This window comes from Streptomyces sp. NPDC093510 (assembly GCF_040683555.1).
GTDB lineage: Bacteria > Actinomycetota > Actinomycetes > Streptomycetales > Streptomycetaceae > Streptomyces.
Genome location: NZ_JBFBEE010000019.1, coordinates 123,422 through 144,045 on the forward strand (window position 1 = coordinate 123,422; position 20,624 = coordinate 144,045).

21 protein-coding genes are annotated in these 20,624 nt (G+C 71.1%); 10 read left to right on the top strand and 11 right to left on the bottom strand.

The window, feature by feature from the left end; genetic code table 11:
• The first annotated feature begins 201 nt into the window (after positions 1-201).
• Positions 202-1,698 carry a peptidase C39 family protein gene (locus AB0N81_RS28700; RefSeq protein ID WP_365363260.1) on the top strand — a complete coding sequence of 499 codons (1,497 nt, stop codon included), beginning with the start codon at positions 202-204 and terminating at the stop codon, positions 1,696-1,698.
• A gap of 67 nt (positions 1,699-1,765) precedes the next feature.
• On the opposite strand, the gene AB0N81_RS28705 is transcribed toward AB0N81_RS28700, so the two are convergent.
• The 3 genes from AB0N81_RS28705 to AB0N81_RS28715 form a co-directional block, all read right to left on the bottom strand.
• Entirely contained in the window at positions 1,766-2,284 is a 519-nt protein-coding gene (locus AB0N81_RS28705) for a hypothetical protein (protein WP_365363378.1), read from the bottom strand.
• Between the two features lie 239 nt (positions 2,285-2,523).
• Positions 2,524-2,697: a CsbD family protein gene (locus AB0N81_RS28710; RefSeq protein ID WP_365363262.1), complete on the bottom strand. Its 174-nt coding sequence runs from the start codon at positions 2,695-2,697 to the stop codon at positions 2,524-2,526.
• Positions 2,698-2,833: 136 nt separating this feature from the next.
• Positions 2,834-4,315, bottom strand: coding sequence for a M1 family metallopeptidase (locus AB0N81_RS28715; RefSeq protein ID WP_365363264.1), 1,482 nt, complete (start codon positions 4,313-4,315; stop codon positions 2,834-2,836).
• Between the two features lie 221 nt (positions 4,316-4,536).
• On the opposite strand from AB0N81_RS28715, the gene AB0N81_RS28720 reads away from it, so the two are divergent.
• On the top strand, positions 4,537-4,683 hold the full coding sequence (locus AB0N81_RS28720; RefSeq protein WP_365363266.1) for an SCO1431 family membrane protein: 147 nt from the start codon (positions 4,537-4,539) through the stop codon (positions 4,681-4,683).
• Here AB0N81_RS28720 and AB0N81_RS28725 read toward each other — a convergent pair.
• From AB0N81_RS28725 to AB0N81_RS28735, 3 genes are read right to left on the bottom strand one after another with little or no spacing between them, the layout of a single operon-like run.
• Positions 4,661-5,611 carry a hypothetical protein gene (locus AB0N81_RS28725; RefSeq protein ID WP_365363268.1) on the bottom strand — a complete coding sequence of 317 codons (951 nt, stop codon included), beginning with the start codon at positions 5,609-5,611 and terminating at the stop codon, positions 4,661-4,663. The two genes, AB0N81_RS28720 and AB0N81_RS28725, sit on opposite strands and share 23 nt — an antisense overlap.
• A 38-nt stretch (positions 5,612-5,649) precedes the next feature.
• A complete protein-coding gene (locus AB0N81_RS28730) occupies positions 5,650-6,639 on the bottom strand; it encodes a DUF6114 domain-containing protein (RefSeq protein WP_365363380.1) in 990 nt (329 codons plus the stop codon).
• Positions 6,636-7,184, bottom strand: a complete 549-nt coding sequence (locus AB0N81_RS28735) for a DUF6230 family protein (protein ID WP_365363382.1) — start codon at positions 7,182-7,184, stop codon at positions 6,636-6,638. Before AB0N81_RS28735 ends, AB0N81_RS28730 begins: the two co-directional genes overlap by 4 nt.
• A gap of 204 nt (positions 7,185-7,388) precedes the next feature.
• On the opposite strand from AB0N81_RS28735, the gene AB0N81_RS28740 reads away from it, so the two are divergent.
• Positions 7,389-8,012: a TetR/AcrR family transcriptional regulator gene (locus AB0N81_RS28740; RefSeq protein WP_365363270.1), complete on the top strand. Its 624-nt coding sequence runs from the start codon at positions 7,389-7,391 to the stop codon at positions 8,010-8,012.
• Between the two features lie 78 nt (positions 8,013-8,090).
• Here AB0N81_RS28740 and AB0N81_RS28745 read toward each other — a convergent pair whose 3' ends face one another.
• Positions 8,091-9,335, bottom strand: a complete 1,245-nt coding sequence (locus AB0N81_RS28745) for a glycoside hydrolase family 18 protein (protein WP_365363272.1) — start codon at positions 9,333-9,335, stop codon at positions 8,091-8,093.
• A gap of 347 nt (positions 9,336-9,682) precedes the next feature.
• Here AB0N81_RS28745 and AB0N81_RS28750 point away from each other — a divergent pair, with 347 nt between their 5' ends.
• Positions 9,683-10,855, top strand: coding sequence for an acyl-CoA dehydrogenase family protein (locus AB0N81_RS28750; RefSeq protein ID WP_365363274.1), 1,173 nt, complete (start codon positions 9,683-9,685; stop codon positions 10,853-10,855).
• On the opposite strand, the gene AB0N81_RS28755 is transcribed toward AB0N81_RS28750, so the two are convergent.
• A complete protein-coding gene (locus AB0N81_RS28755; RefSeq protein ID WP_365363390.1) occupies positions 10,818-11,279 on the bottom strand; it encodes a hypothetical protein in 462 nt (153 codons plus the stop codon). The genes AB0N81_RS28750 and AB0N81_RS28755 overlap by 38 nt on opposite strands.
• A 230-nt stretch (positions 11,280-11,509) precedes the next feature.
• On the opposite strand from AB0N81_RS28755, the gene AB0N81_RS28760 reads away from it, so the two are divergent.
• Both AB0N81_RS28760 and AB0N81_RS28765 read left to right on the top strand, forming a co-directional pair.
• Entirely contained in the window at positions 11,510-12,637 is a 1,128-nt protein-coding gene (locus tag AB0N81_RS28760; protein WP_365363276.1) for a hypothetical protein, read from the top strand.
• Positions 12,638-12,667: 30 nt separating this feature from the next.
• Positions 12,668-13,768 carry a phosphotransferase family protein gene (locus AB0N81_RS28765; protein WP_365363278.1) on the top strand — a complete coding sequence of 367 codons (1,101 nt, stop codon included), beginning with the start codon at positions 12,668-12,670 and terminating at the stop codon, positions 13,766-13,768.
• A 1-nt stretch (position 13,769) separates the two neighbouring features.
• Here AB0N81_RS28765 and AB0N81_RS28770 read toward each other — a convergent pair whose 3' ends face one another.
• Entirely contained in the window at positions 13,770-14,198 is a 429-nt protein-coding gene (locus tag AB0N81_RS28770; protein WP_365363280.1) for a hypothetical protein, read from the bottom strand.
• Positions 14,199-14,405: 207 nt separating this feature from the next.
• Between AB0N81_RS28770 and AB0N81_RS28775 the strand changes: the two genes are divergently transcribed.
• The 4 genes from AB0N81_RS28775 to fxsA all read left to right on the top strand — a co-directional run bounded on the left by AB0N81_RS28775 (position 14,406) and on the right by fxsA (position 18,429).
• The gene (locus AB0N81_RS28775) at positions 14,406-14,846 is read left to right on the top strand and encodes an Lrp/AsnC family transcriptional regulator (protein WP_150219824.1); all 441 of its coding nucleotides are present in this window, start codon (positions 14,406-14,408) and stop codon (positions 14,844-14,846) included.
• Positions 14,847-14,889: 43 nt separating this feature from the next.
• Positions 14,890-16,512, top strand: a complete 1,623-nt coding sequence (locus AB0N81_RS28780) for an amidohydrolase (RefSeq protein WP_365363282.1) — start codon at positions 14,890-14,892, stop codon at positions 16,510-16,512.
• A gap of 476 nt (positions 16,513-16,988) precedes the next feature.
• Complete coding sequence (locus AB0N81_RS28785; protein ID WP_365363284.1) at positions 16,989-17,780, top strand: polyprenol monophosphomannose synthase; 792 nt, start codon at positions 16,989-16,991, stop codon at positions 17,778-17,780.
• A gap of 70 nt (positions 17,781-17,850) precedes the next feature.
• The gene (fxsA, locus tag AB0N81_RS28790) at positions 17,851-18,429 is read left to right on the top strand and encodes an FxsA family membrane protein (protein ID WP_365363286.1); all 579 of its coding nucleotides are present in this window, start codon (positions 17,851-17,853) and stop codon (positions 18,427-18,429) included.
• A 150-nt stretch (positions 18,430-18,579) separates the two neighbouring features.
• On the opposite strand, the gene AB0N81_RS28795 is transcribed toward fxsA, so the two are convergent.
• Positions 18,580-18,957 (bottom strand): RNA polymerase-binding protein RbpA, encoded by a 378-nt coding sequence (locus AB0N81_RS28795; RefSeq protein ID WP_365363288.1) that lies wholly within the window; start codon positions 18,955-18,957, stop codon positions 18,580-18,582.
• Positions 18,958-19,213: 256 nt separating this feature from the next.
• The gene (locus AB0N81_RS28800) at positions 19,214-20,578 is read right to left on the bottom strand and encodes an MFS transporter (RefSeq protein ID WP_365363290.1); all 1,365 of its coding nucleotides are present in this window, start codon (positions 20,576-20,578) and stop codon (positions 19,214-19,216) included.
• Positions 20,579-20,624: the final 46 nt, after the last annotated feature.

A 20,624-nucleotide genomic window follows, 5' to 3' on the forward strand; every position in this document is an offset into this window, starting at 1 on the left:
GGTGCGGGTAGGGCCACGGAAGGATGTGTTCCGCGCGCCGCCGCAGGTCATGCCATTGGTTGAGGCCAATATTGATGCGCGCGACAGTGCCCGGAATGCTGGCAGAAGTCTGCCGGGACCGGCCATAGTTGGCCCACTTCCGTGCACCTGACCCGACCCTTCCGGCTCCGGCCGGAAACCACGTCGACTGGGGGTCCCTTCATGGACCGAGCAGAACGAGCAGACGCACCTGAGAACACCGTCAGCACCGGCGAAACCGTCAGCACCGGGGAAACCGGCCGTATCGGCGAGGCGCCCGGCATCGGCGGAGCCGGTCGTTCCGGCCGAGTCGACGACGTGTCCCGCAGATCCGTGCTCGCCACGGCCGCCGCCGTGGCCGCCCTCGCGGCGACCGCCACCCCCGCCCTGGCCGCGGCATCGGGTCCGGCGGCGCCGCAGGGCAGGGCCCCGCGCGCGGACCGCTTCGTGGACAATCGTTTCTGGACCACGCGCGAGGACTGGCGCACCGGCACCGCGGAGGGCACCGCCGTCGTCACGGAAGCCCGCCCCGGTCTGCGCATCGCGAAGCCCGCGGGCCGCACCGACTACACCGACCCGCACACCGGCAGGACCGCCGCCTGGGAGTACGCCAGGTGGACCTCGCCCGCGCACCGCTCCACCGTCCCCGCCACGGAGCTCATCGCCTCCTGGAACGCCCGCACCCCGGCCGGTACCTGGCTCCAGGTCGAGCTGCGGGGCATGTACTCGGACAAGACGGAGTCGCCCTGGTACGTGATGGGCCGCTGGGCTTCGGGCGACGACGAGGAGACCGACATCCGGCGGACCTCGGTCGACGACCAGACCGACGACAAGTCCACGGTCTGGACGGACACGCTCTCCCTGGACGACACGACCACCGGCCTGCGCGTCGTCTCGTACCAGCTGCGTCTGACGCTGTACCGCAAGCCGGGCGCCGCCGTGACCCCCACGGTCTGGCGGCTCGGCGCGATGGCGTCGGCGGTCCCCGACCGCTTCACGGTCCCCGCGTCGAAGCCTGGCCTCGCCAAGGAGCTGACGGTCCCGCGCTACTCGCAGGACATCCACAAGGGCCAGTATCCGGAGTACGACAACGGCGGCGAGGCCTGGTGCAGCCCCACCTCCTCGCAGATGATCATCGAGTACTGGGGGCGGAAGCCGACGGCCGAGGACCTGGCCTGGGTCGATCCCTCCTATGCCGACCCGCAGGTGTGCCACGCGGCCCGCTTCACGTTCGACTACCAGTACAACGGCTGCGGCAACTGGCCTTTCAACGCCGCGTACGCGTCGACGTACAAGGATCTCCAGGGCGTGGTGACCCGCCTCGCCTCGCTGACGGAGCTGGAGTCGCTGATCGCCGCGGGCATCCCGGCCATAACGTCCCAGTCGTTCCTCAAGGAGGAGCTGACGGGCGCCGGCTACGGCACGGCGGGCCACCTCATGACGGTCATCGGCTTCACGGCGGACGGCGACGTGATCGCCAACGATCCGGCGTCGCCGAGCAACCCGGCCGTGCGCCGCGTCTACAAGAGGCGCGAGTGGGAGAACATCTGGCTGCGGACGAAGCGGTACAACGCCACCGGGAAGGTCGTGTCGGGCACGGGAGGCGTCTGCTATCTGTACTTCCCGACGAAACTGTCCGCGCGCCAACGCGCGGCGCTGGCCGCCGTCGGAATCCGCTGAGCACCTACCTGTGGGCGGGCGCCCTCCAACGGGTGTCCGTCAGCGGATGTCTGTCAGCAGGCGCCCGTCAGCGGGTGTCCGTGGTCAGGGGCGGCGGCTGACGAGGGCGGATGCCGCCCGGCCGGAACTGCAACATCACGAACTGGGCGTCGATCTCGGGCAGGGGGCTGGCGGCGGACGCGATCACCCAGCCAGGCCCCTTCGCGGCGTGGTTGACCCGGCGCACGGCGCCGTCGGGGTGCAGGGGGTGCGAGCTCGCGGTCGCCAGGTAGATGGGGCCCGCGAGCGGATCGCGCCGGACGTCGCTCGCCAGGTCCACGAGCGCGGGGTCGGCCGGGCGGTCCGTGACGGCCCGGCGGAGCGCGGGACAGGCGCCGCGCGCCCAGTCCTCGGCCCAGTTCATGAGGACGCCGCACCGGGCCTGGTCGTCCAGGAGCACCCACCGCATGATGTTGGACGGCGGCCTGCCGCCCGGGAAGAGCGCCTTGAACTCGTCGTTGTACGCCACGACGTTCCAGTGCCTGTCGGCGAAGTAGGCCATCGAGCCCGTGACTCCTTCGACGACCGTCCGCCAGGCCGCTCGCATCGGCGGCCGGCCTTCCAAGTCCTGCCCGTCCGGCTGCACTTGCCCCCCTCATGTCGCCCGCAGGTCGGCGTCGGCGCGAACACAGCGTGTGCCGCAAGACTAGCCAGCGTGCGCATGCGTGCGTCCGGGGCCCCACCGCGTCTGTAGGGCGCGTGGATCTCACCTGTAGGAGAGGGGACGTGCTGCGCGCGTGTGCCCGCCCCCTCGCGGGGAACGGGCACACGCGCGCGGGCGTCGGCTCAGCGGTCGTCGCGGAACGAGTCGCGCATGCCCTCCGCCTTGTCACGCATGTCGTCCGCCGCGCCCTTGGCCTGATCGGTCTTGCCCTCGGCCGCCTTGCGGTCGTTGCCGGAGGCCTTGCCCATCATCTCTTTGGCCTTGCCCTTTGCCTTGTCCATGGCGTTGTCGCCCATGACAGCTCCTCTTGGTGGGGGTCGCCCCCACGCTATGAGGGGAGGAGGAAAGGCGCATCTCGGGCGGTTCGGACGTGCGAGGCGATCAGTTCAGCGCGGCCGAGGCGGTGCGGTGGAACCGTCGGGGAAACGCCGGTCACCCCGCCGGGTCCACCACCCAGTCCGGGTGCCCCGGCATCGGCGGAGTGCTTGGCCCGTACAGCCAGGGGTGCAGGAAGCCCTCCAGATCCTCGCCCGCGACCTTCGACGCCAGATCGACGAACTGCCGCGTGCTCGCCGTGCGCCCCTTGAAGCCGCTCACCCAGGCCCGTTCGATCTTCTGGAACGTCGCGTCACCGACCTTCTCGCGCAGCGCGTACAGGACCAGCGCTGAGCCGTCGTACCGCATGCGCTTGAAGAGGTTCGGCTCGGTCGGCTCGGCGGGGGCGCCGAAGTCCCTGCGCCACTGGTCGTGGGCCTGGTAGGCGGCCTTCATGGCGGCCTCGAAACTGTCCCCGCCGTGCTGCTCCGAGTACTCATGCTCGTAGAAGCGGGCATGCCCCTCGCTCAGCCACAGGTCGGACCAGCTCTTCAGGGCCACGCTGTCGCCGAACCACTGGTGGGTCAGCTCGTGCACCATGTTCCGCTCGGCGTCGACCTTCGTGCCCAGCAGGTCAGCCTTCGGGACGAGCGACAGGGTCTGCGTCTCCAGGGCCACACCGAGGTCGGTGTCGCCGACCAGCAGGCCGTACCGGTTGAAGGGGTAGGGGCCGAGCTTCTCCTCCAGCCACTTCAGATGGTCCGGGGTGAGCTTGCGGTACGCGGCCGTCGGCTCGACCAGCGCGTCCGGGACGACGTCGCGCAGCGGGAGGCCGCCGGGACCCTCGCTGTCGATCAGCCGGAACTTGCCGACGGCCAGCTGCACCAGCTGGGTGGAGAGCGGCTGTTCGGAGTCGTACGTCCAGCGCACCCGGCCGTCGGGGCGCTCGGTGCGCGAGACCAGTCTGCCGTTGGCGACGGCCGTGCGGTCGGCCGGCGTCGTGATGCGGAAGGTGATCGGCGCGCGTTGGCTCGGGTGGTCATTGGCCGGGAAGATCAGCCGGGCGCCGTTCGGCTGCGGGTAGACCACCGTGCCGTCGGGCGTGGGTATCCAGCCGTAGTCCTCGATCGCGTCGTCGCGGTGCCGGGTCTGCGTCGGGTCGGCGGTGTAGGCGACCTTGACCGTGAAGGAACTGCCCTTCGATATGGGGGCCTTGGGCGTGACCGTCAGCTCGTCGCCCGCGCGCGAGGCGCCGGCCGCGGAGCCGTTCACGGTGACCTTGTGCAGGGTGTTGCCGCCGAAGTCCAGATTGAAGCGGGACAGCGCCTGCGTGGACCGGGCCTTGATCGTCGTCGTCGCCTCGAAGGGCGTCCTCGGCGCCTGCCAGTCGAAGTCCAGGTAGTAGCGCTCCACCTCGTACCCGCCGTTCCCGTCCAGGGGGAACGTCGGGTCCCCGAGGCCCGGTGCGCCGGGCGACGGCTTCTCGGCGGTGGCCTGTGCGGCCTGCGAGGCGGGTGCGGTGAGGGCGGCCGTCGCGGTGATCGCGGCCGCGAGGGCGATGCGCGCCGCGCGGCGGGGTGTCGTCCGGTTCGTGCTCATCGGGAACCTCTCGGTCGTACGGTGCACGGGCGAACGGGCGGGAAGAACACCCCGCCGTCCGTGGTGAGACGCGTGGCGTCACGCCCGAGTTGCGGGGTGACCAAGGTCTCCCCCGCAAAATCGCTCCCGGCTGGCATGGTGGAGGGGGTCCCGTGGGGGTGCAGTCACCCCCCGGGGACACCGTGGGGGAGTCCTGCCAGACGAACGTCAGTGAGAAAGACATGACCGCGACCTCTGCCACCGCCGTCCGCGCGAAGGCCCGCACCGGCGGTCCCGACGAAGACGGGCCCACCCTCATGGAGCACCTCGCGGGCTGGACCCTCGTCGTCGTCCTCGCGATGCTCGTCACCCAGGCCGGTCTGCTGTGACGCCGCTCTCCGGTCCGCCCGGACCGTCGCTCTCCTGACCGTCGCTCTCCTGACCGCCGGCCTCGTCGAGGCCGGCCCGCCAGTGCCTGGCCGGCACGCCCACCAGGCCGTACAGCCACCGCACCGGCGAGCGCCCGTGCAGCAGTGTGAGGCCCGCCACGACCGCGAACAGCGGGAGGCCGAGCCATCCGTCGACGAGGCGCACCAGCACGCTCGCGAAGACCGCGCCCGCCAGCGGCAGCCCGTGGACCCCGGCCGCCGCGATGGCGATGGCCAGGAACCTCGGCACCGCGCGGTCCTCGTCGGCGCCCGGCAGCGACCAGCCCTCCATGAGCCAGCCGATCTCGGTCACCAGCATGGTGCCGATCACCGCGGCCCCGAAGAGCAGCAGCGCCAGGAATGTCCCGGACGTCAGGAAGTCCAGTACGTGGTTGACGACGCTGTCCCGCGGCCAGTCGGCGAAATCCTCGGCGCCGGGCGAGAGGAAGCGCTCGTGCCCCCTGCCGTCCCAGCCGTGGATCAGCGTCCCGAACAGCAGGAAGTACCCGCCGACGCACTGCAGGTACGCCCAGTAGCCGGCCCCCACGAGCACCAGGGACTGCGCCACCAGGAACCCGAGGATCGCGGCCACCGGGAGGCCGCCCGCGTAGAACAGCACGAACCCCGCCCACACGCCCTCGTGGCCGTCCGCCACGTGCATGGTCGACCAGGACGGGTTCTGCCAGAGCAGGAAGAGCCCCGTCGGCACCATCAGGACGGCGGCGAAGAGCGCGGTGAGCGCCAGGTAGGGGTTGGCGGCCCGGCTGCGCGTGCGCGGACCCTCGCCCGCGTTGATCCGCTCCCACACCTGTAGCTGCCGCCCGGCCGAGAGGGCGAACGTCGCCCCGACCGCGTACGCCCAGAACAGGGCGGCCTGAATCTGGATCATGCCGTGGCCTTCATGCCGCGCCCCTCATGCCGCGCCCCTCATGCCGTGGCCTTCAACGTCAGCCCGCCCGCCACGATCGAGTCCGAGGTGACCAGGGCCTGCTCGGCGCTCACATCCGTCATGAAGATGAACGGCGGCACGAGGGGCGGCACCGGCAGCTTGTCGGGCGTGAAGGTGAGGCAGAGGATGCCCTCCAGGCACCCCTTGAACTTGGTCAGATAGAGGGTGACCTGACCGCTCAGGTCCAACGTGTCGGCGCCCAGGGCGAGTTCGCGCCCGCCGTCCCGCGTCCTGAGCCGGTAGTCGGTGAGCGAGGCGGCCTTCATCCGCAGCACCATGACCTTCAGCGGCCCGTCGGCGGTCGGTATCTCGCGGACGCCCGCGACGATGAAGCCCTGCGGCGCGAAGAGCGTCGTGGTGATCGTTGGAGGCACCCGGGCGGCCACGATCGCCTCGGCGGACGGCGCCTCGGCGGGAGCCGCCTTCGCCGGGCTCCCCTGGGCGACGAGTCCGGCGACGATCACCACGGGCAGCAGCACCCCGAGTGTCCGCGTGCCCTGCCCGTCGCGCACCTTGGGACGTGCCGCGTCCTCCTCGGCGTCCTCCGGCACCGGCGTCCAGCCGAACCCCATCGCGCTGCCCGCGATGCCGAGCAGCATGCCGACGAGGAACCCGCCGAGGTTGGTGGCCGCGAACGAGAGCACCGACAGGATCAGGGCGTTGACGCTCACGTAGTGGTGCGTGTGCGGCAGCAGCCACAGGAAGAGCCCCGCCACGACCAGCGCGATCCCGATGCCGAGTGCGGCGATCCCGCCGAGCCCCAGACTGACCAGGACGGTCAGCGGGGAGAGCGGGATCAGGAGCAGTTCGGCGCCGCCGAGGATCAGCAGCAGCCCGCCCCAGAACGGCCGGGTGCGCCGCCATCTGCGGACGACCCGGCGCTGGTCGGGCCACGGCAGCCGCCGGTCGAGCGGGCCGCCGCCGTCCCCGCGGAAGGGTCTGACGCCCCCTCTGCCGCCGCCGGTCAGAAGCACTTCTTGCCGCCGAGGCTGACGTCGACCCGCATGCCCTTGAGCCGGAAGTTGCCGCCCGTCGCCGACCAGGCGTTCGACTTCACCCCGGAGACGGTGATGTCCCCGGCCTGCAGCCCGAACTTGCCCCTCTCGCCCTTGATCCCGGGCACCTCGTCGAGCGTCGAGGCGTCCCTGCCGATCTGCGCGGTGCCGAAGCGGGCGTCGCCGGTCAGGTCCTCGCCGTCGATGATGAGGTTGCTGGCGGTGACGTTGCCCGCGTCGCCGCCCGCCGTCAGCTTGAACACGACGTTCCCGAGCGGGGTCTTGACCTCGGCGGCCTGGCAGATGTCGGAGAGGGTCGCGTCACCGATCCCGAGGAGCGCCACCGGGTGCCCCTTGCCGTCGATGTCCCGGTCCGTCTGCACGTACGAGGACAGCCCCTGGCTGGACAGCTTGCCGGACGAGACCTGGAAGCTGGTGCCGGAGACGGCGAAGGACGCGGCGAGCGCGCCCTCGGCCATCACGGAGGCCATCACACCGACGGCCAGGACGGCCGGCATGGCCACCACGGCCGTCTTCTTCCAGGAGGTTCTGCCCTCGCGTAACGCGGTGCGGCTTGCGTTCACTGTTTTCCTCCCGTACGTCGTTCCGCGTCCGTAGGCGTGCGTAAGGGGAGTGCGTGGGGCCGTCGGGCCGAACCGGCGGAAGGCAGTGGTCTGCCATACTGCGGACGATCCCGAGGCAGTTGGAGACTAGGGCCGAAATTGAATAATAGTCAACAGCGCGGCACCGACCGTTCCGCGGCACGGCGCGGCGAACTCATCGCCACTGGCCGGAAGTTGTTCGCCGACACGTCCTACGACGCTCTGTCGATGGACGACATCGCGAAGCAGGCGGGCGTCGCCAAGGGGCTGATCTACTACTACTTCAAGTCGAAGCGCGGCTACTACCTGGCGATCATCGAGGACTCCGTGGCCGACCTCGTCGCGCGCGCCGGCCGCCACGACGACCTCCCGCCGGTGGAGCGGGTGCAGCGCACCGTCGACGGCTATCTGCGCTACGCCGAGCACCACCAGGCGGCGTACCGCACGATCATCAGCGGCGGCGTCGGCTTCGACGCCGAGGTGCAGGCCATACGCGACGGCGTACGCGAGGCGCTGATCGGGACGATCGCCGAGGGGGCGTACGGCCGCAAGGACATTCCGCAGCTGGCGCGCACCGCGCTGCTCGGCTGGCTGTGCAGCGTCGAGGGCGTCACGCTCGACTGGATCGGCCGCCGGGGCCTGTCGCGCGAGACGGTCGGCTCGCTCCTGGTGCGGACCCTCGGGGACACGCTGCGGGTCATCGAGGACTTCGAGCCGTCGTACCCGGCGCCGGCCCGCCCCTGAGCGGACGCAGGCGCCCGGCGTACGCGAAAGGGGCGGGAGCCGCATCGGCTCCCGCCCCGAACCACCGCATGTGCGAGGTCAGTTGATGGCCTTGATCAGCTCACCGTTGGACGTGTCCCCGCTGAGCTCCCAGAAGAAGGTGCCGCCGAGGCCCTGCTGGTTCTTGTAGTTCATCTTTCCCGCGATGGTCGCCGGGGTGTCGTAGCTCCACCAGTTGTTGCCGCAGTGCGCGTACGCGGTCCCGCCGACCGTGCCGTTGGCCGGGCACTTGGTCTTCAGCACCTTGTAGTCGTCGATGCCCTGCTCGTACTTGCCCGCGGCCGGCCCGGTCGCGGTGCCGCCGGGCGCCTTCTGCGTGACGCCCGTCCAGCCGCGGCCGTAGAAGCCGATGCCGAGCAGCAGCTTCTGGGACGGAACGCCGAGCGTTTTGAGCTTCTTGATGGTGGCGTCGGAGTTGTAGCCGTCCTTCGGTATGCCGCTGTAGGACGTGAGCGGCGAGTGCGGGGCTGTCGGGCCCTTCGCGTCCCAGGCGCCGAAGTAGTCGTACGTCATCGGGTTGTACCAGTCGACGTACTGGGCCGCGCCCGCGTAGTCGGTGGCGTCGATCTTGCCGCCCGCCGAGGCGTCCGCCGGGATCGCCGCGGTCACGAGATTCTTGCTGCCGAACTTCGAACGGACCGCGGACATCAGCTTCTTGTACGCGTCACGCCCGCTGGTGTCGCACGTCAGGCCACAGGCGTTGGGGTACTCCCAGTCGATGTCGATGCCGTCGAAGACGTCGGCCCACTTGGAGTTCTCGACCAGGTCGTAGCAGGACTGGGCGAAGGCCGCGGGGTTCTTCGCCGCCTCCGTGAAGCCGCCCGACCAGGTCCAGCCGCCGAACGACCAGAGGACCTTGAGGTCCGGGTGCTTCTTCTTCAGCTTGCGGAGCTGGTTGAAGTTGCCGCGCAGGGGCTGGTCCCAGGTGTCCGCCACGCCGTCCACCGACTGGTCGGCGGTGTAGGCCTTGTCCGTGGCCGCGTAGGCGTCGCCCATCGCGCACTTGCCGCCCTGGACGTTGCCGAACGAGTAGTTGATGTGCGTCAGCTTGTTGGCCGACCCCGACGTCTCGATGTTCTTGACGTGGTAGTTCCGGTCGTAGACGCCCCATTCGGTGAAGTAGCCGACGACCTTGGAGCCGGCCGCGGCCTTCGCCGGGGCGCCCTTGTCCTGCTCGGCGGCGGCGCTGCCCGCGCCGGCCAGCAGACCCGCGCCGAGTACGGCGCAACAGGTGGTGGCGAGGAGCGCCCGGAAGGCGGCGCGGGGGGTGTGCGGTCTGAGCATCGTGTCTCCTCGTGGGGGGAAACAGGGAGGGGGAAGTGGTGCTGTGGACCTGCGGATGTGACTTGGCATGAACGCGTTAAGACGTTCGGGGGAACAGTAGGAGGACTAGACCAGTGCGGTCAATGGTTCGTACCAATCGGCCGGGCACCAGCGATCTTCGGCTATCTTTCGAGTAAGCGGTCGTTAACTAGTGACGGGTCGCCGCTGATCGGGCATACTCAACGCGCCAGAGCCGCTGGTCAGCTGCTTTCGTGACCCGGAAGAACACCCCGGCTCGGCACGTTTCCCGGCGGCGCCGCCCCACCCAGCGCGGGCGTCCGCCGCAGCCCCACAGGGAGGAGAGCGTCATGCCCGACCACATCACGCCGTCGGTGGAGCGTCAGCTGCCCACGGATGAGGCCAGGGATCTGCTCTCGCTGGTCCGGGACATCGCCCATCGCGAGATCGCCCCGAAGGCGGCGGAGGAAGAGGACGCCGGCCGTTTCCCCCGCGAGGTCTTCGCGCTGCTCTCCGAATCCGGTCTGCTCGGACTGCCCTACGACTCCGGGTTCGGCGGCGGCGACCAGCCGTACGAGGTCTACCTCCAGGTGCTCGAGGAGCTCGCCGCCGCGCGCCTGACCGTGGGCCTCGGCGTCAGCGTCCACTCCCTGTCCTGCCACGCGCTCGCCGGGTACGGCACCAAGGAGCAGCGGAACGACCACCTGCCCGCCATGCTCGGCGGCGGTCTCCTCGGGGCGTACTGCCTCTCCGAGCCCGCGGCAGGCTCGGACGCCGCGTCCCTGCGCACGAAGGCCGTCCGGGACGGCGACGACTGGGTCATCACCGGAACCAAGGCCTGGATCACGCACGGCGGTGTCGCCGACTTCTACACCGTGCTCGCCCGCACGGGCGGCGAGGGCCCCCGCGGCGTCACGTCTTTCCTGGTGCCGGGCGACGCGGAGGGGCTGAGCGCCGCGGCGCCCGAGAAGAAGATGGGCATGAAGGGCTCACCCACCGCCCAGATCAACTTCGACGGCGTACGCATCCCCGACTCCCGCCGCATCGGCGACGAGGGGCAGGGCTTCGCCATCGCGCTCTCCGCGCTCGACTCGGGGCGGCTCGGCATAGCGGCCTGCGCGATCGGCGTGGCCCAGGCGGCGCTCGACGAGGCGGTCGCCTACGCCACGCAGCGCAAGCAGTTCGGGCGGCCCATCGCGGACTTCCAGGGCCTGCGCTTCATGCTCGCCGACATGGCGACGCAGATCGAGGCGGGGCGGGCCCTCTATCTGGCCGCGGCCAGGCTCCGCGACACGGGGCGGCCGTTCGCCAAGCAGGCGGCCATGGCCAAGCTGATGTGCACGGACGCCGCGATGAAGGTGACGACGGACGCCGTGCAGGTCCTCGGGGGGTACGGATACACCGCGGACTTCCCCGTGGAGCGCCTCATGCGCGAGGCCAAGGTGCTGCAGATCGTCGAGGGGACCAATCAGATCCAGCGGATGGTCATCGCCCGTCACCTCGCGGGTCCCGACTCGCGCTGAACTGGCCGCGGTGCACCGGCGGCGCCACGAGCCTGACCCACTCCGGGTCGTGGTGCCCGGGCAGCGTCCGCCCGCGGTCCGTCCAGTGGCGCATCAGGGCGCGGTAGATCGGCGGGTCCGGGAGGTGCGGCTCCGAGAAGTGTGGCTCCGGGAAGTGCGGCGGCTGGTAGGGCTGGTACGTCTGCCCGTACTGCTGGTGGGGCTGCTGGTGCACGTGCTGTGGGGTCTGCTGGTACACGTGCTGTTGTGGCTGGGGCGGCCGCGGCGGCTGGTGCTGCGACTGGTGAGGCGACTGGTGCTGCGGGGGATCCGGAGGGCGCCGGGAAACCGATTCTGCGGCGGGCAGCGTCACCAGGGTGCGCCGCCGCCGACCGGTGGGAAGGTGCGTCGGGCCCGCGTCCGCACCCGCTTCCATGGGGGTCATACCAGGGCAACGCGCACTGTCGGGGCGAAGTCACCGCCCGGACGAATAGGGCGTCTGTTCACGGCGTGCCCGTGAAGGCGGTGAAGGCTCGGGCAGGTGTATGACTCGCGTACCGCGAACGGCTCGGCACGCGTATGGCTCCGTCCCGCGAACTGACGTACCGTCAACTCCGCGTTGGGGGCCACCGCCTCCCGCCGCCCTGAACTGCCGTGCGACCAGGGAGGTTTGCCGTGGCAGACGACCGTCCGGTCCCGCTCGACGAGTACCCCGTGCACCAGGTGCCCCTGTCCATGAAGCACGTCGCGACGGGCGACCGCAACGCCTACGACCGGTGCATCTTCCAGCTCTTCGACCACCAGGGCCGCGCCCTGCTCATTCTCGGGCTCGGCGTCTATCCGAACACCGGTGTCATCGACGCGTACGCCACCCTGCGCATCGGGGACACGCTCCACGCGGTACGTGCGAGCGACGCCCTCGGCGAGGACCGGATGGACCTCCGCGTCGGCCCGCTGAGCATCACCGTGGACGAACCGCTGCGACGCCTGCGCCTGCGGTGTGCCGCCGACGCGGACGACCCCGCGTCCCTGTCGTACGACCTCACCTGGACGGCCGACTTCCCCGCGCTGTGGGAGCCGCACCACATCCAGCGCCGCGGCGACCGGCTCACCCTCGAAGGGCGCCGCTTCGTGCAGGCGGGCCGGCCCACCGGAGTGATCCGCGCGGGCGGCGAGGAGATCACCGTGGCGGCGGGGGAGTGGACCGCGACCCGCGACCGCAGCTGGGGCGTACGGCCCGTTCCCGGTGAGGAGCGCGGGCGCCTGGAGGAGGAGTTCGCCACCGAGGGCTTCCACTGGATCTGGTGTCCGGTGCGCTTCGACGACCGCTTCCTCATGGTCGTCGCCCAAGAGGACGCGGACGGCTACCGCACCCTCAACGACGCCACCCTCGTCCGCCCCGGCCTGCGCGACCGCCAACTCGGCTGGCCCCAGGCCGACATCACCTACCGCTCCGGCACCCGTCACCCCGAACGCGCCCTCATCCACCTCACCGACCCCGACGACCGCAAGCCCCTGGAACTCGGCGTACACGTGCTCGCCTCCCTGCCCCTGGCCGTGGGCGCGGGATACCCGCCCGCCGACGACTGGCAGCACGGCACGTGGCGTGGCCGCGACTGGACCGACCGCCGCACCTACGACCTCTCGGACCCCGCGGCCCACCCCCTCGCCGCGTACGGCGTCATCGACCACGCCGCGCGCTTCACTCTCGACGGGCGGACCGGATACGGGATCTTCGAGCACGGCAGCTTCGGCCGCCACGATCCGAGCGGTTTCACCGGCTTCGACTCCGTGGCGCCCTGAGGACGCGGGCCCGAGAAGGGAGTTACGGACATGGCAACGGCACCCCGCCCCCGCACCACCACGCGTGACCCGGAAGACCTCGCCCGCCGCCTCGGCGCCTGGCTCGACACCAGGCTGCCCGGCGCCAAGGCGGTCGAGGTGAGCGCCCCCGAGTCCAACGGCATGTCCAGTGAGACCCTGCTCTTCACCGTGGAACACCCCGAACCACCCGTCAGGCGCTGCGCGTTGCGCGTGGCGGCCGACCCGGCGGCGTACACGGTCTTCCCCGTCTACGACATGCCGCGGCAGTACCGCACGATGCGGCTCGTCGCCGAGCACACCGACCTCCCGGTGCCCCGTGTGCTGTGGCTGGAGGAGGACCCGGGCCCGCTCGGCGCACCCTTCTTCGTCATGGAGCGGATCGACGGCCACGTGCCGCCGGACGTCATGCCCTATACGTACGAGGGCAATTGGCTGCACGCGGCCACCGACGCCGAGCGCGCGCACCTCGAAGACGCGTCGGTCCGCATCGTCGCCCACTTGCACGACCAAGTCCCGCCCGGCGCCGCGCGGTTCCTGGGCCTGCCCGGCGAGGGCAGCCCGCTGCGCCGCCACGTCACCGCCCAACGCGCCTACTACGACTGGGTGGTGAGCGGACTGCCCCGCTCACCCGTCATCGAGGGCGCCTTCGACCACCTCGAAGACATGTGGCCGCAGACCGAGGGCGACGCCGTCCTCAACTGGGGCGACGCGCGCATCGGGAACATCATCTACGACGGCTTCGAGCCCGTCGCGGTGCTCGACTGGGAGATGGCGGCGCTCGCCCCGCGCGAGGTCGACCTCGGCTGGACGGTCTACCTGCACCGGTTCTTCCAGGACCTGACGGAGAGTTTCGGCCAGCCGGGACTGCCCGACTTCCTGCGCCGCGACAGGATCGAGGAGACATACGCCCGGCTGACCGGGCACACGCCGCGCGACATGGACTTCTACACGCTGTACGCGGCGCTGCGGCACGCGATCGTCATGCTGCGCGTCGCCTACCGCCAAGTCCACTTCGGTGAGGCCGGGGTGCCCGCGACCGCGGAGGCCGCGGACACGCTGATCCTGCACCATGGCAGCCTGGCCGCCATGGTGCAGGGCACTTACTGGTGAATCAGGCGGCGGGCCGGTGCTGGCGCGGCACGTGGAAGGGCTGCGAGCCCTGACCGCCCACGTGCGAGAAGGGCTGCGTCCGCCAGTCGAGTCCCTGAGGGAGCGTCAACAGCAGGGCGGTGTCCTGCTCCTGAACCTCCATCGACTCGTCGGCGGGCGCGGCGTCGGTGGCCGCACGGCCGGTGCCGGCGCAGACCGTCAGCCCGAACGGATTCCACGGAGTGGGGCACAGTGCGTGCTCGGGCAGCACGTCCTCGTCCGCGAGGAGCGCGATGGGCTGCTCGCAGTCGGGGCAGGTCACCCGGTACATCTCGAAAGTGTCGTAGGCGTCCAAGAAGGCGTCTGCCGGTTCGACGCCCTCCGGCTCGGGCTCGACGGCCGGCTGCTGCTTGGCGCGGGCAGACCGGCCGGGGCGCTTCAAATTCTGCATGGGAATCTCCCCCTCGGGTGGGCCGACAAGGCGCTGCGGCCTCGACCACAGCAAGCACTTCCCGTCCCGTCGTAGAGGTAATCGTTGCATCCCTTCGGACACGGTCACGAGAGTGTGGCGTTCGTCACATGCCAAATGGAGTTGCCCGCCCTGCGAAGACGGGCCCTCAGGTATCCGAGGAGATCAAGAGCCCTGTAGGTTCGGCGCATGGAGGAGCTGGACCGACAGATCGTGCAGCTGCTCGTCAAGGACGGGCGGATGAGCTACACCGACCTGGGCAAGGCCACGGGCCTGTCCACGTCGGCCGTGCACCAGCGGGTGCGCCGTCTTGAGCAGCGGGGCGTCATCCGCGGCTATGCCGCGGTCGTCGACCCCGAGGCCGTCGGGCTGCCGCTCACGGCGTTCATCTCGGTGAAGCCGTTCGACCCCAGCGCCCCCGACGACATCGCCGACCGGCTCGCGGGCGTGCCGGAGATCGAGGCGTGCCACAGCGTCGCCGGCGACGAGAACTACATCCTCAAGGTCCGCGTCGCGACCCCTCTGGAGCTGGAGCACCTGCTCAGCCGCCTGCGCGCCCTCGCGGGCGTCTCCACGCGCACGACGGTCGTCCTCTCCACGCCGTACGAGGCGCGCCCGCCCCAGGTGTGACCCGCGCGCCGGCCGGCCGCCGGCAGGGGCGAGACTGTGTCCCATGAGCCAGAGCACAACCCCCCAGAACCACCGCACCGTGCTGCTGCGCGGCGGCGACGTCCACAGCCCCGCCGACCCGTTCGCCACCGCGATGGTCGTCGAACGCGGGCACGTCGCCTGGGTCGGCTCCGAGGGCGCAGCCGACGCCTTCGCCGAAGGTGTCGACGAGGTCGTCGACCTCGAAGGCGCCCTGGTCACTCCGGCGTTCACGGACGCCCACGTGCACACCACGGCCACCGGCCTCGCCCTGACGGGACTCGACCTGACGGGGGCCCGCTCACTCGCCGACGCACTCGTTCTCGTACGCGAACACGCCACCGCGCGGCCGCACGACACCGTCCTCCTCGGCCACGGCTGGGACGCCGCCCGCTGGCCCGACGGCCGCCCGCCCACGCGCGCGGAGCTCGACGAGGCGACCGGCGGCAGGCCGCTCTACCTCTCCCGCATCGACGTCCACTCGGCCGTGGTCACGACGGCGCTGCTCGACCTGGTGCCCGGCGTCACCGGGCGCACCGGCTACCACCCGGACGCCCCGCTGACCGCCGACGCGCACCACGGCGTGCGCTCCGCCGCACTCGGCGCGATCACTCCGCGGCAGCGCACGGAGGCCCAGCGCGCCGCGCTCCGGCACGCGGCCTCTCTCGGCATCGGCTCCATGCACGAGTGCGCGGGCCCGGAGATCTCCGACGAGGACGACTTCACGGGGCTGCTGCGGCTCGCCGGCGAGGAGCCCGGGCCGCGCGTCGTCGGCTACTGGGCCGAACGGGACGTCCAGCGCGCCCGGGAGCTCGGCGCGGCCGGCGCCGCCGGTGACCTCTTCGTGGACGGCGCCCTCGGCTCGCACACCGCCTGCCTGCACGAGCCGTACTCCGACGAGGCCCACACCGGCACCCCCTACCTGGACGCCGCCGACGTCGCCGCCCACGTCGTGGAGTGCACGGAGGCGGGCCTCCAGGCGGGCTTCCACGCCATCGGGGACGCCGCGGTGACCTCCGTGGTCGACGGGATGCGCGCGGCCGCCGAGAAGGTCGGTCTCGCCCGCGTCCGCGCCGCCCGGCACCGCGTCGAGCACGCCGAGATGCTCACCCCCGGCACGATCGCCGGACTCGCCGAGTTCGGCCTCACCGCGTCCGTCCAGCCCGCCTTCGACGCGCTGTGGGGCGGCGAGGACGGCATGTACGCCCAGCGCCTCGGCGTCGAGCGGGCCCGCACCCTCAACCCGTACGCGGCCCTGCTGCGCACCGGCGTGCCGCTCGCCTTCGGCTCCGACAGCCCCGTCACGCCGCTCGACCCGTGGGGCACGGTCCGCGCCGCCGCCTTCCACCGCACACCCGAGCACCGCGTCTCCGTGCGCGCCGCCTTCACCGCGCACACCCGCGGCGGCTGGCGGGCCGTCGGCCGCGACGACGCGGGCGTTCTGGTGCCGGGCGCCCCCGCCGACTACGCCGTGTGGCGCACCTCCGATCTGGTGGTGCAGGCGCCGGACGACCGGGTGGCCCGCTGGTCGACCGACCCCCGCTCGGGCACGCCCGGCCTGCCCGACCTGTCGCCGGGCGCCCAACTCCCCGTGTGCCTGCGCACGGTGGTGGCCGGACAGACGGTGTTCGTGCGGCCGGAAGAGTGATGTACCGGCGGTGCGCGCCGCCGATCGCGGCCCTTCACGGGCTCGCACGACCTGGGAATCCTCGGCACTGACCTGGCGGTCTTCGAAGTAGCCGCAGATCAGCGGGGTATTGACAGAGAGCCGTCGTGGGCCGGTAGGTTCGGCCGGGTCCACCACAGGACGTCCGACCGGCGAACCTCCACGCAGTCGTCGAACGCCGCTGGATCACGGGTGGTGCGCAGCGGCGCACCACCACTGGGAGCCAGGTCCAGCGTCCGCGACGCGGAGGCGAGGGAACGTATCAGCCGGCCGGCAGGTGTGACCCGGGTCGGGCCCGGACGCTCAGTAGACAACGGCTTTCGGTCGATCCGCAGCCAGCGGGTCCCTGGCCGGCCCGAAGGGCGCCGGGCCCCGATCCGCAGTACGTCCCGTGCCGTCGCTGCGTCGCAGGCCGCGGCCACTATGGTGGTCCTCTGCGTACGAACGAAGGGGCAGTAGTGAACGACGGCGGCGGGGTCTCCGAAGCGGGGGAACAGGGGAGGCGGTTCGGCTCGCTCGGCACGGCCTTGGTGATCATTCCGACCTACAACGAGGCGGAGAACATCCAGTCCATCGTCGGCCGCGTCCGGGCTTCCGTACCGGACGCGCACATCCTGGTCGCCGACGACAACAGCCCCGACGGCACCGGCAAGATCGCCGATGAGCTCGCGGCCGAGGACGAGCAGGTCCACGTGCTGCACCGCAAGGGCAAGGAAGGGCTCGGCGCGGCCTACCTCGCGGGCTTCCGCTGGGGCCTGGAGAACGACTACGGCGTACTCGTCGAGATGGACGCCGACGGCTCCCACCAGCCGGAGGAGCTGCCCCGGCTGCTCACGGCGCTGAAGGGCGCCGACCTCGTGCTCGGCTCGCGCTGGGTGCCGGGCGGGCGGGTCGTGAACTGGCCCAAGCACCGTGAGTTCATCTCCCGCGGCGGCAGCACCTACTCGCGTCTCCTGCTCGACGTGCCCATCCGCGACGTGACGGGCGGCTACCGCGCCTTCCGCCGCGAGACCCTCGAAGGGCTCGGCCTCGCCGAGGTCGAGTCGCAGGGCTACTGCTTCCAGGTCGACCTGGCGCGCCGCGCGGTCAAGGCGGGCTACCACGTCGTCGAGGTGCCCATCACCTTCGTCGAGCGTGAGCTCGGGGACAGCAAGATGAGCCAGAACATCGTCGTCGAGGCGCTGTGGCGGGTCACCGCCTGGGGCGTGGGCGAGCGGGTCGGCAAGGTCATCGGCCGCAAGCAGCCCTGAGCACCGCGCGGCGACCTTCTTGATCATCCCCCTTACGCCGGACTGAGGCGGGCCCAGGCACACTGGGAGCATGACGACTGGCGCACCGCCTCCCATCCGACCCGCCCGGCCCCGGCGCTCCGGGCCCCTGAGGTTCCTGCCGCTCGGCATCGCCGCGTGGCTGGTCCTGGAAATCTGGCTCCTCGTTGTCGTGGCGGGGGCCACGAGCGGATTCGTGGTCTTCCTGCTCCTGGTGGGCGGCCTCGTGCTCGGCTCCGCGGTGATCAAGCGCGCGGGGCGCAGGGCGTTCCGCAAGCTCAGCGAGGCGGTGCAACAGCAGCAGAACGGCGTGACGCCCGCTCCGGAGACCGGGGGCGGCAGCGCCCTCACGATGCTGGGCGGCCTGCTGATCATCCTCCCAGGGCTTGTCTCGGACGCCCTGGGGCTGATCCTGCTGGTCCCGCCGGTCCAGAAGGCCCTCGGCAAGTACGCGGAGCGGACCTTCGAGCGCAAGGTGCGCGAGGCGACGCCCGGCGGCCTCGGGGACGCCTTCCAGCAGGCCCGGATGCACCGGCCCGACGGCAAGGTCGTGCCGGGCGAGGTCATCAGGGACGACGAGCCGCGGACGCGGAGTCCGCGTTCGGACGACCCGCAGCTGCCGCCGCACTGACGGGCCGGGCCGGGTCCGGGGTCGCACAAACGCCCCGGGTCCGTACAGACGCGCCGGGAGCACGCAAAGGGCCGGGGCCACTGCTCAGCAGTGGCCCCGGCCCTTTTATGCGTTGTGCTCTGTGCGGGTTGTGCGCCGCGGTGTCCGCCCTCAGGCGGACTTGCGGCTGCTGTCTCGCGGGTGCACCGCGATGTTCATGGCTCCGGACCGGAGAACCGCGAGACGCTCCTCGAGGACCTCTTCGAGCTCCTCTCGGGTGCGGCGCTCCATGAGCATGTCCCAGTGCGTACGCGCCGGCTTGCCCTTCTTCTCCTCAGGTCCATCGCCGTCCACGAGGAGTGCCTGGGCCCCGCAGACCTTGCACTCCCACTCCGGCGGGATCTCCGCCTCGACCGAGAACGGCATCTCGAAACGATGTCCGTTCTGGCATGCGTACTCCACGGCCTGGCGTGGAGCCAGGTCGATGCCGCGGTCGGTCTCGTAGCTTGTCACCACGAGGCGCGTGCCGCGAAGAGCTCGCTCACTCATGAATCGTGCCTCCCGGGCTTGTCGCCCACAGGACAGGTGTCGCTGTCGTCGTCATCCGGTCAACGTCCGGTCGGCGGTAAAGATTCCCGTTCTGGGTCATGCGTCGCCGTCGTATGCCGCCCCTTGTTGTACCCACCAGCGCCCGGTTTGTCACATCTAGTAGCAGATGTCACCCAGCGTTTCTGATTCTTCAGCTCGCAGTAACGGTCCGCCTGGCAGGCCAAAGGCGTACACTACCGGCCTTTGGCTCCAGTTGCTAAATCCGACGGGGTGCGGGATTGCCCGCGTCGCGCACCGCCTGCCGTACCGGAACCCGTGCGAGCAGGGCGAAACCGAGCAAAAAGAACGCCACGAGCGAGACGATCGCGTCCCGGTAGCTCCCGGTGAGCTGGTAGGTGAGGCCGAAGATCAACGGTCCCAGCCAGGCCATGCCGCGGTCGCTGATCTCGTACGCGGAGAAATATTCGGCCTCTTTCCCGTGCGGGACCAGATGTGAGAAGAGTGAACGGGACAGCGCCTGCGTGCCGCCGAGGACCAGACCGATCCCCGCCGCCAGCACGAAGAACCACGCCGGCGCGCCGGCGGGCAGGAAGTAACCGGCGCCGATCGTGACCGTCCAGGCCACCAGCGAGCCGAGAATGGTCCGCTTGGCGCCGTACGTCCGGGCGAGCCGCCCCATGGCGAGCGCCCCGGCGACCGCCAGGAGCTGCACCAGCAGGACCGCGACGATCAGCGTGGACTGGTCGAGACCGAGCTCCTCCGAGCCGAAGACGGACGCCTGGGAGATCACCGTCTGGACCCCGTCGTTGTAGACGAGATAGGCGAGCAGGAAAGCGAGCGTGTGGGGGTGGCGGCGCATGTCGCGCACCGTCGCCCGCAGCTGCCGCCAGCCGCCTCGGGCGGACGACCCGGCTCCGGACGGCGGTGTCCGCCGGTCCCGCAGCCGCTTCAGGGGTACGAGGGTGAAGGCGCCCCACCACACGCCCGCCGACGCCAGGCAGATGCGGACCGCGGTCGACTCGGAGACGCCGAAGCTGTCGTGGGCGAGGAACAGGACGAGATTCGCCACCAGGACGAGCGCGCCCGCCGCGTAACCGAAGGCCCAGCCGCGTGAGGAGACCGCGTCACGCTCCTCCGGGGGCGCGATCTGCGGCAGGTAGGAGTTGTAGAGCACCATCGAGACGGCGAGCGAGGCGTTGGCGACGATCAGCAGGAACCCGCCGAGGAGATAGCGGTCGCCCGCCAGGAAGAACATGCCGGCCGTGGCGGCCGCCCCCAGGTACGCGGCCGCTGCCAGGAGGGGCTTCTTGCGGCCCGTACGGTCGGCGGCCGCGCCCGCCAGCGGCATGACGAAGACCGACACGATCACGGACGCGGACACCGTGTACGCGAAGAAGGACCCGGCCCGGACGGGGATGCCCAGCGGGTGCACGTACCCCTCCGGGTCGGCGGCCGCCTTGGCGATCTCCGTGAGATAGGGCCCCAGGAACACGGTCAGGACGCTCGTCGAATAGACCGAGCACGCCCAGTCGTAGAAGTACCAGCCGCGCTGCTCGCGGCGCCGTTCGGCGACGGCGTTGTCGTCGTCGGCCGTCGCCGCCTTCACGGTGTCGGTGCCCACCCGTGACCTCGCTGTTCCCCGTGGTGCGACGCCGCGTCCTGGGGGC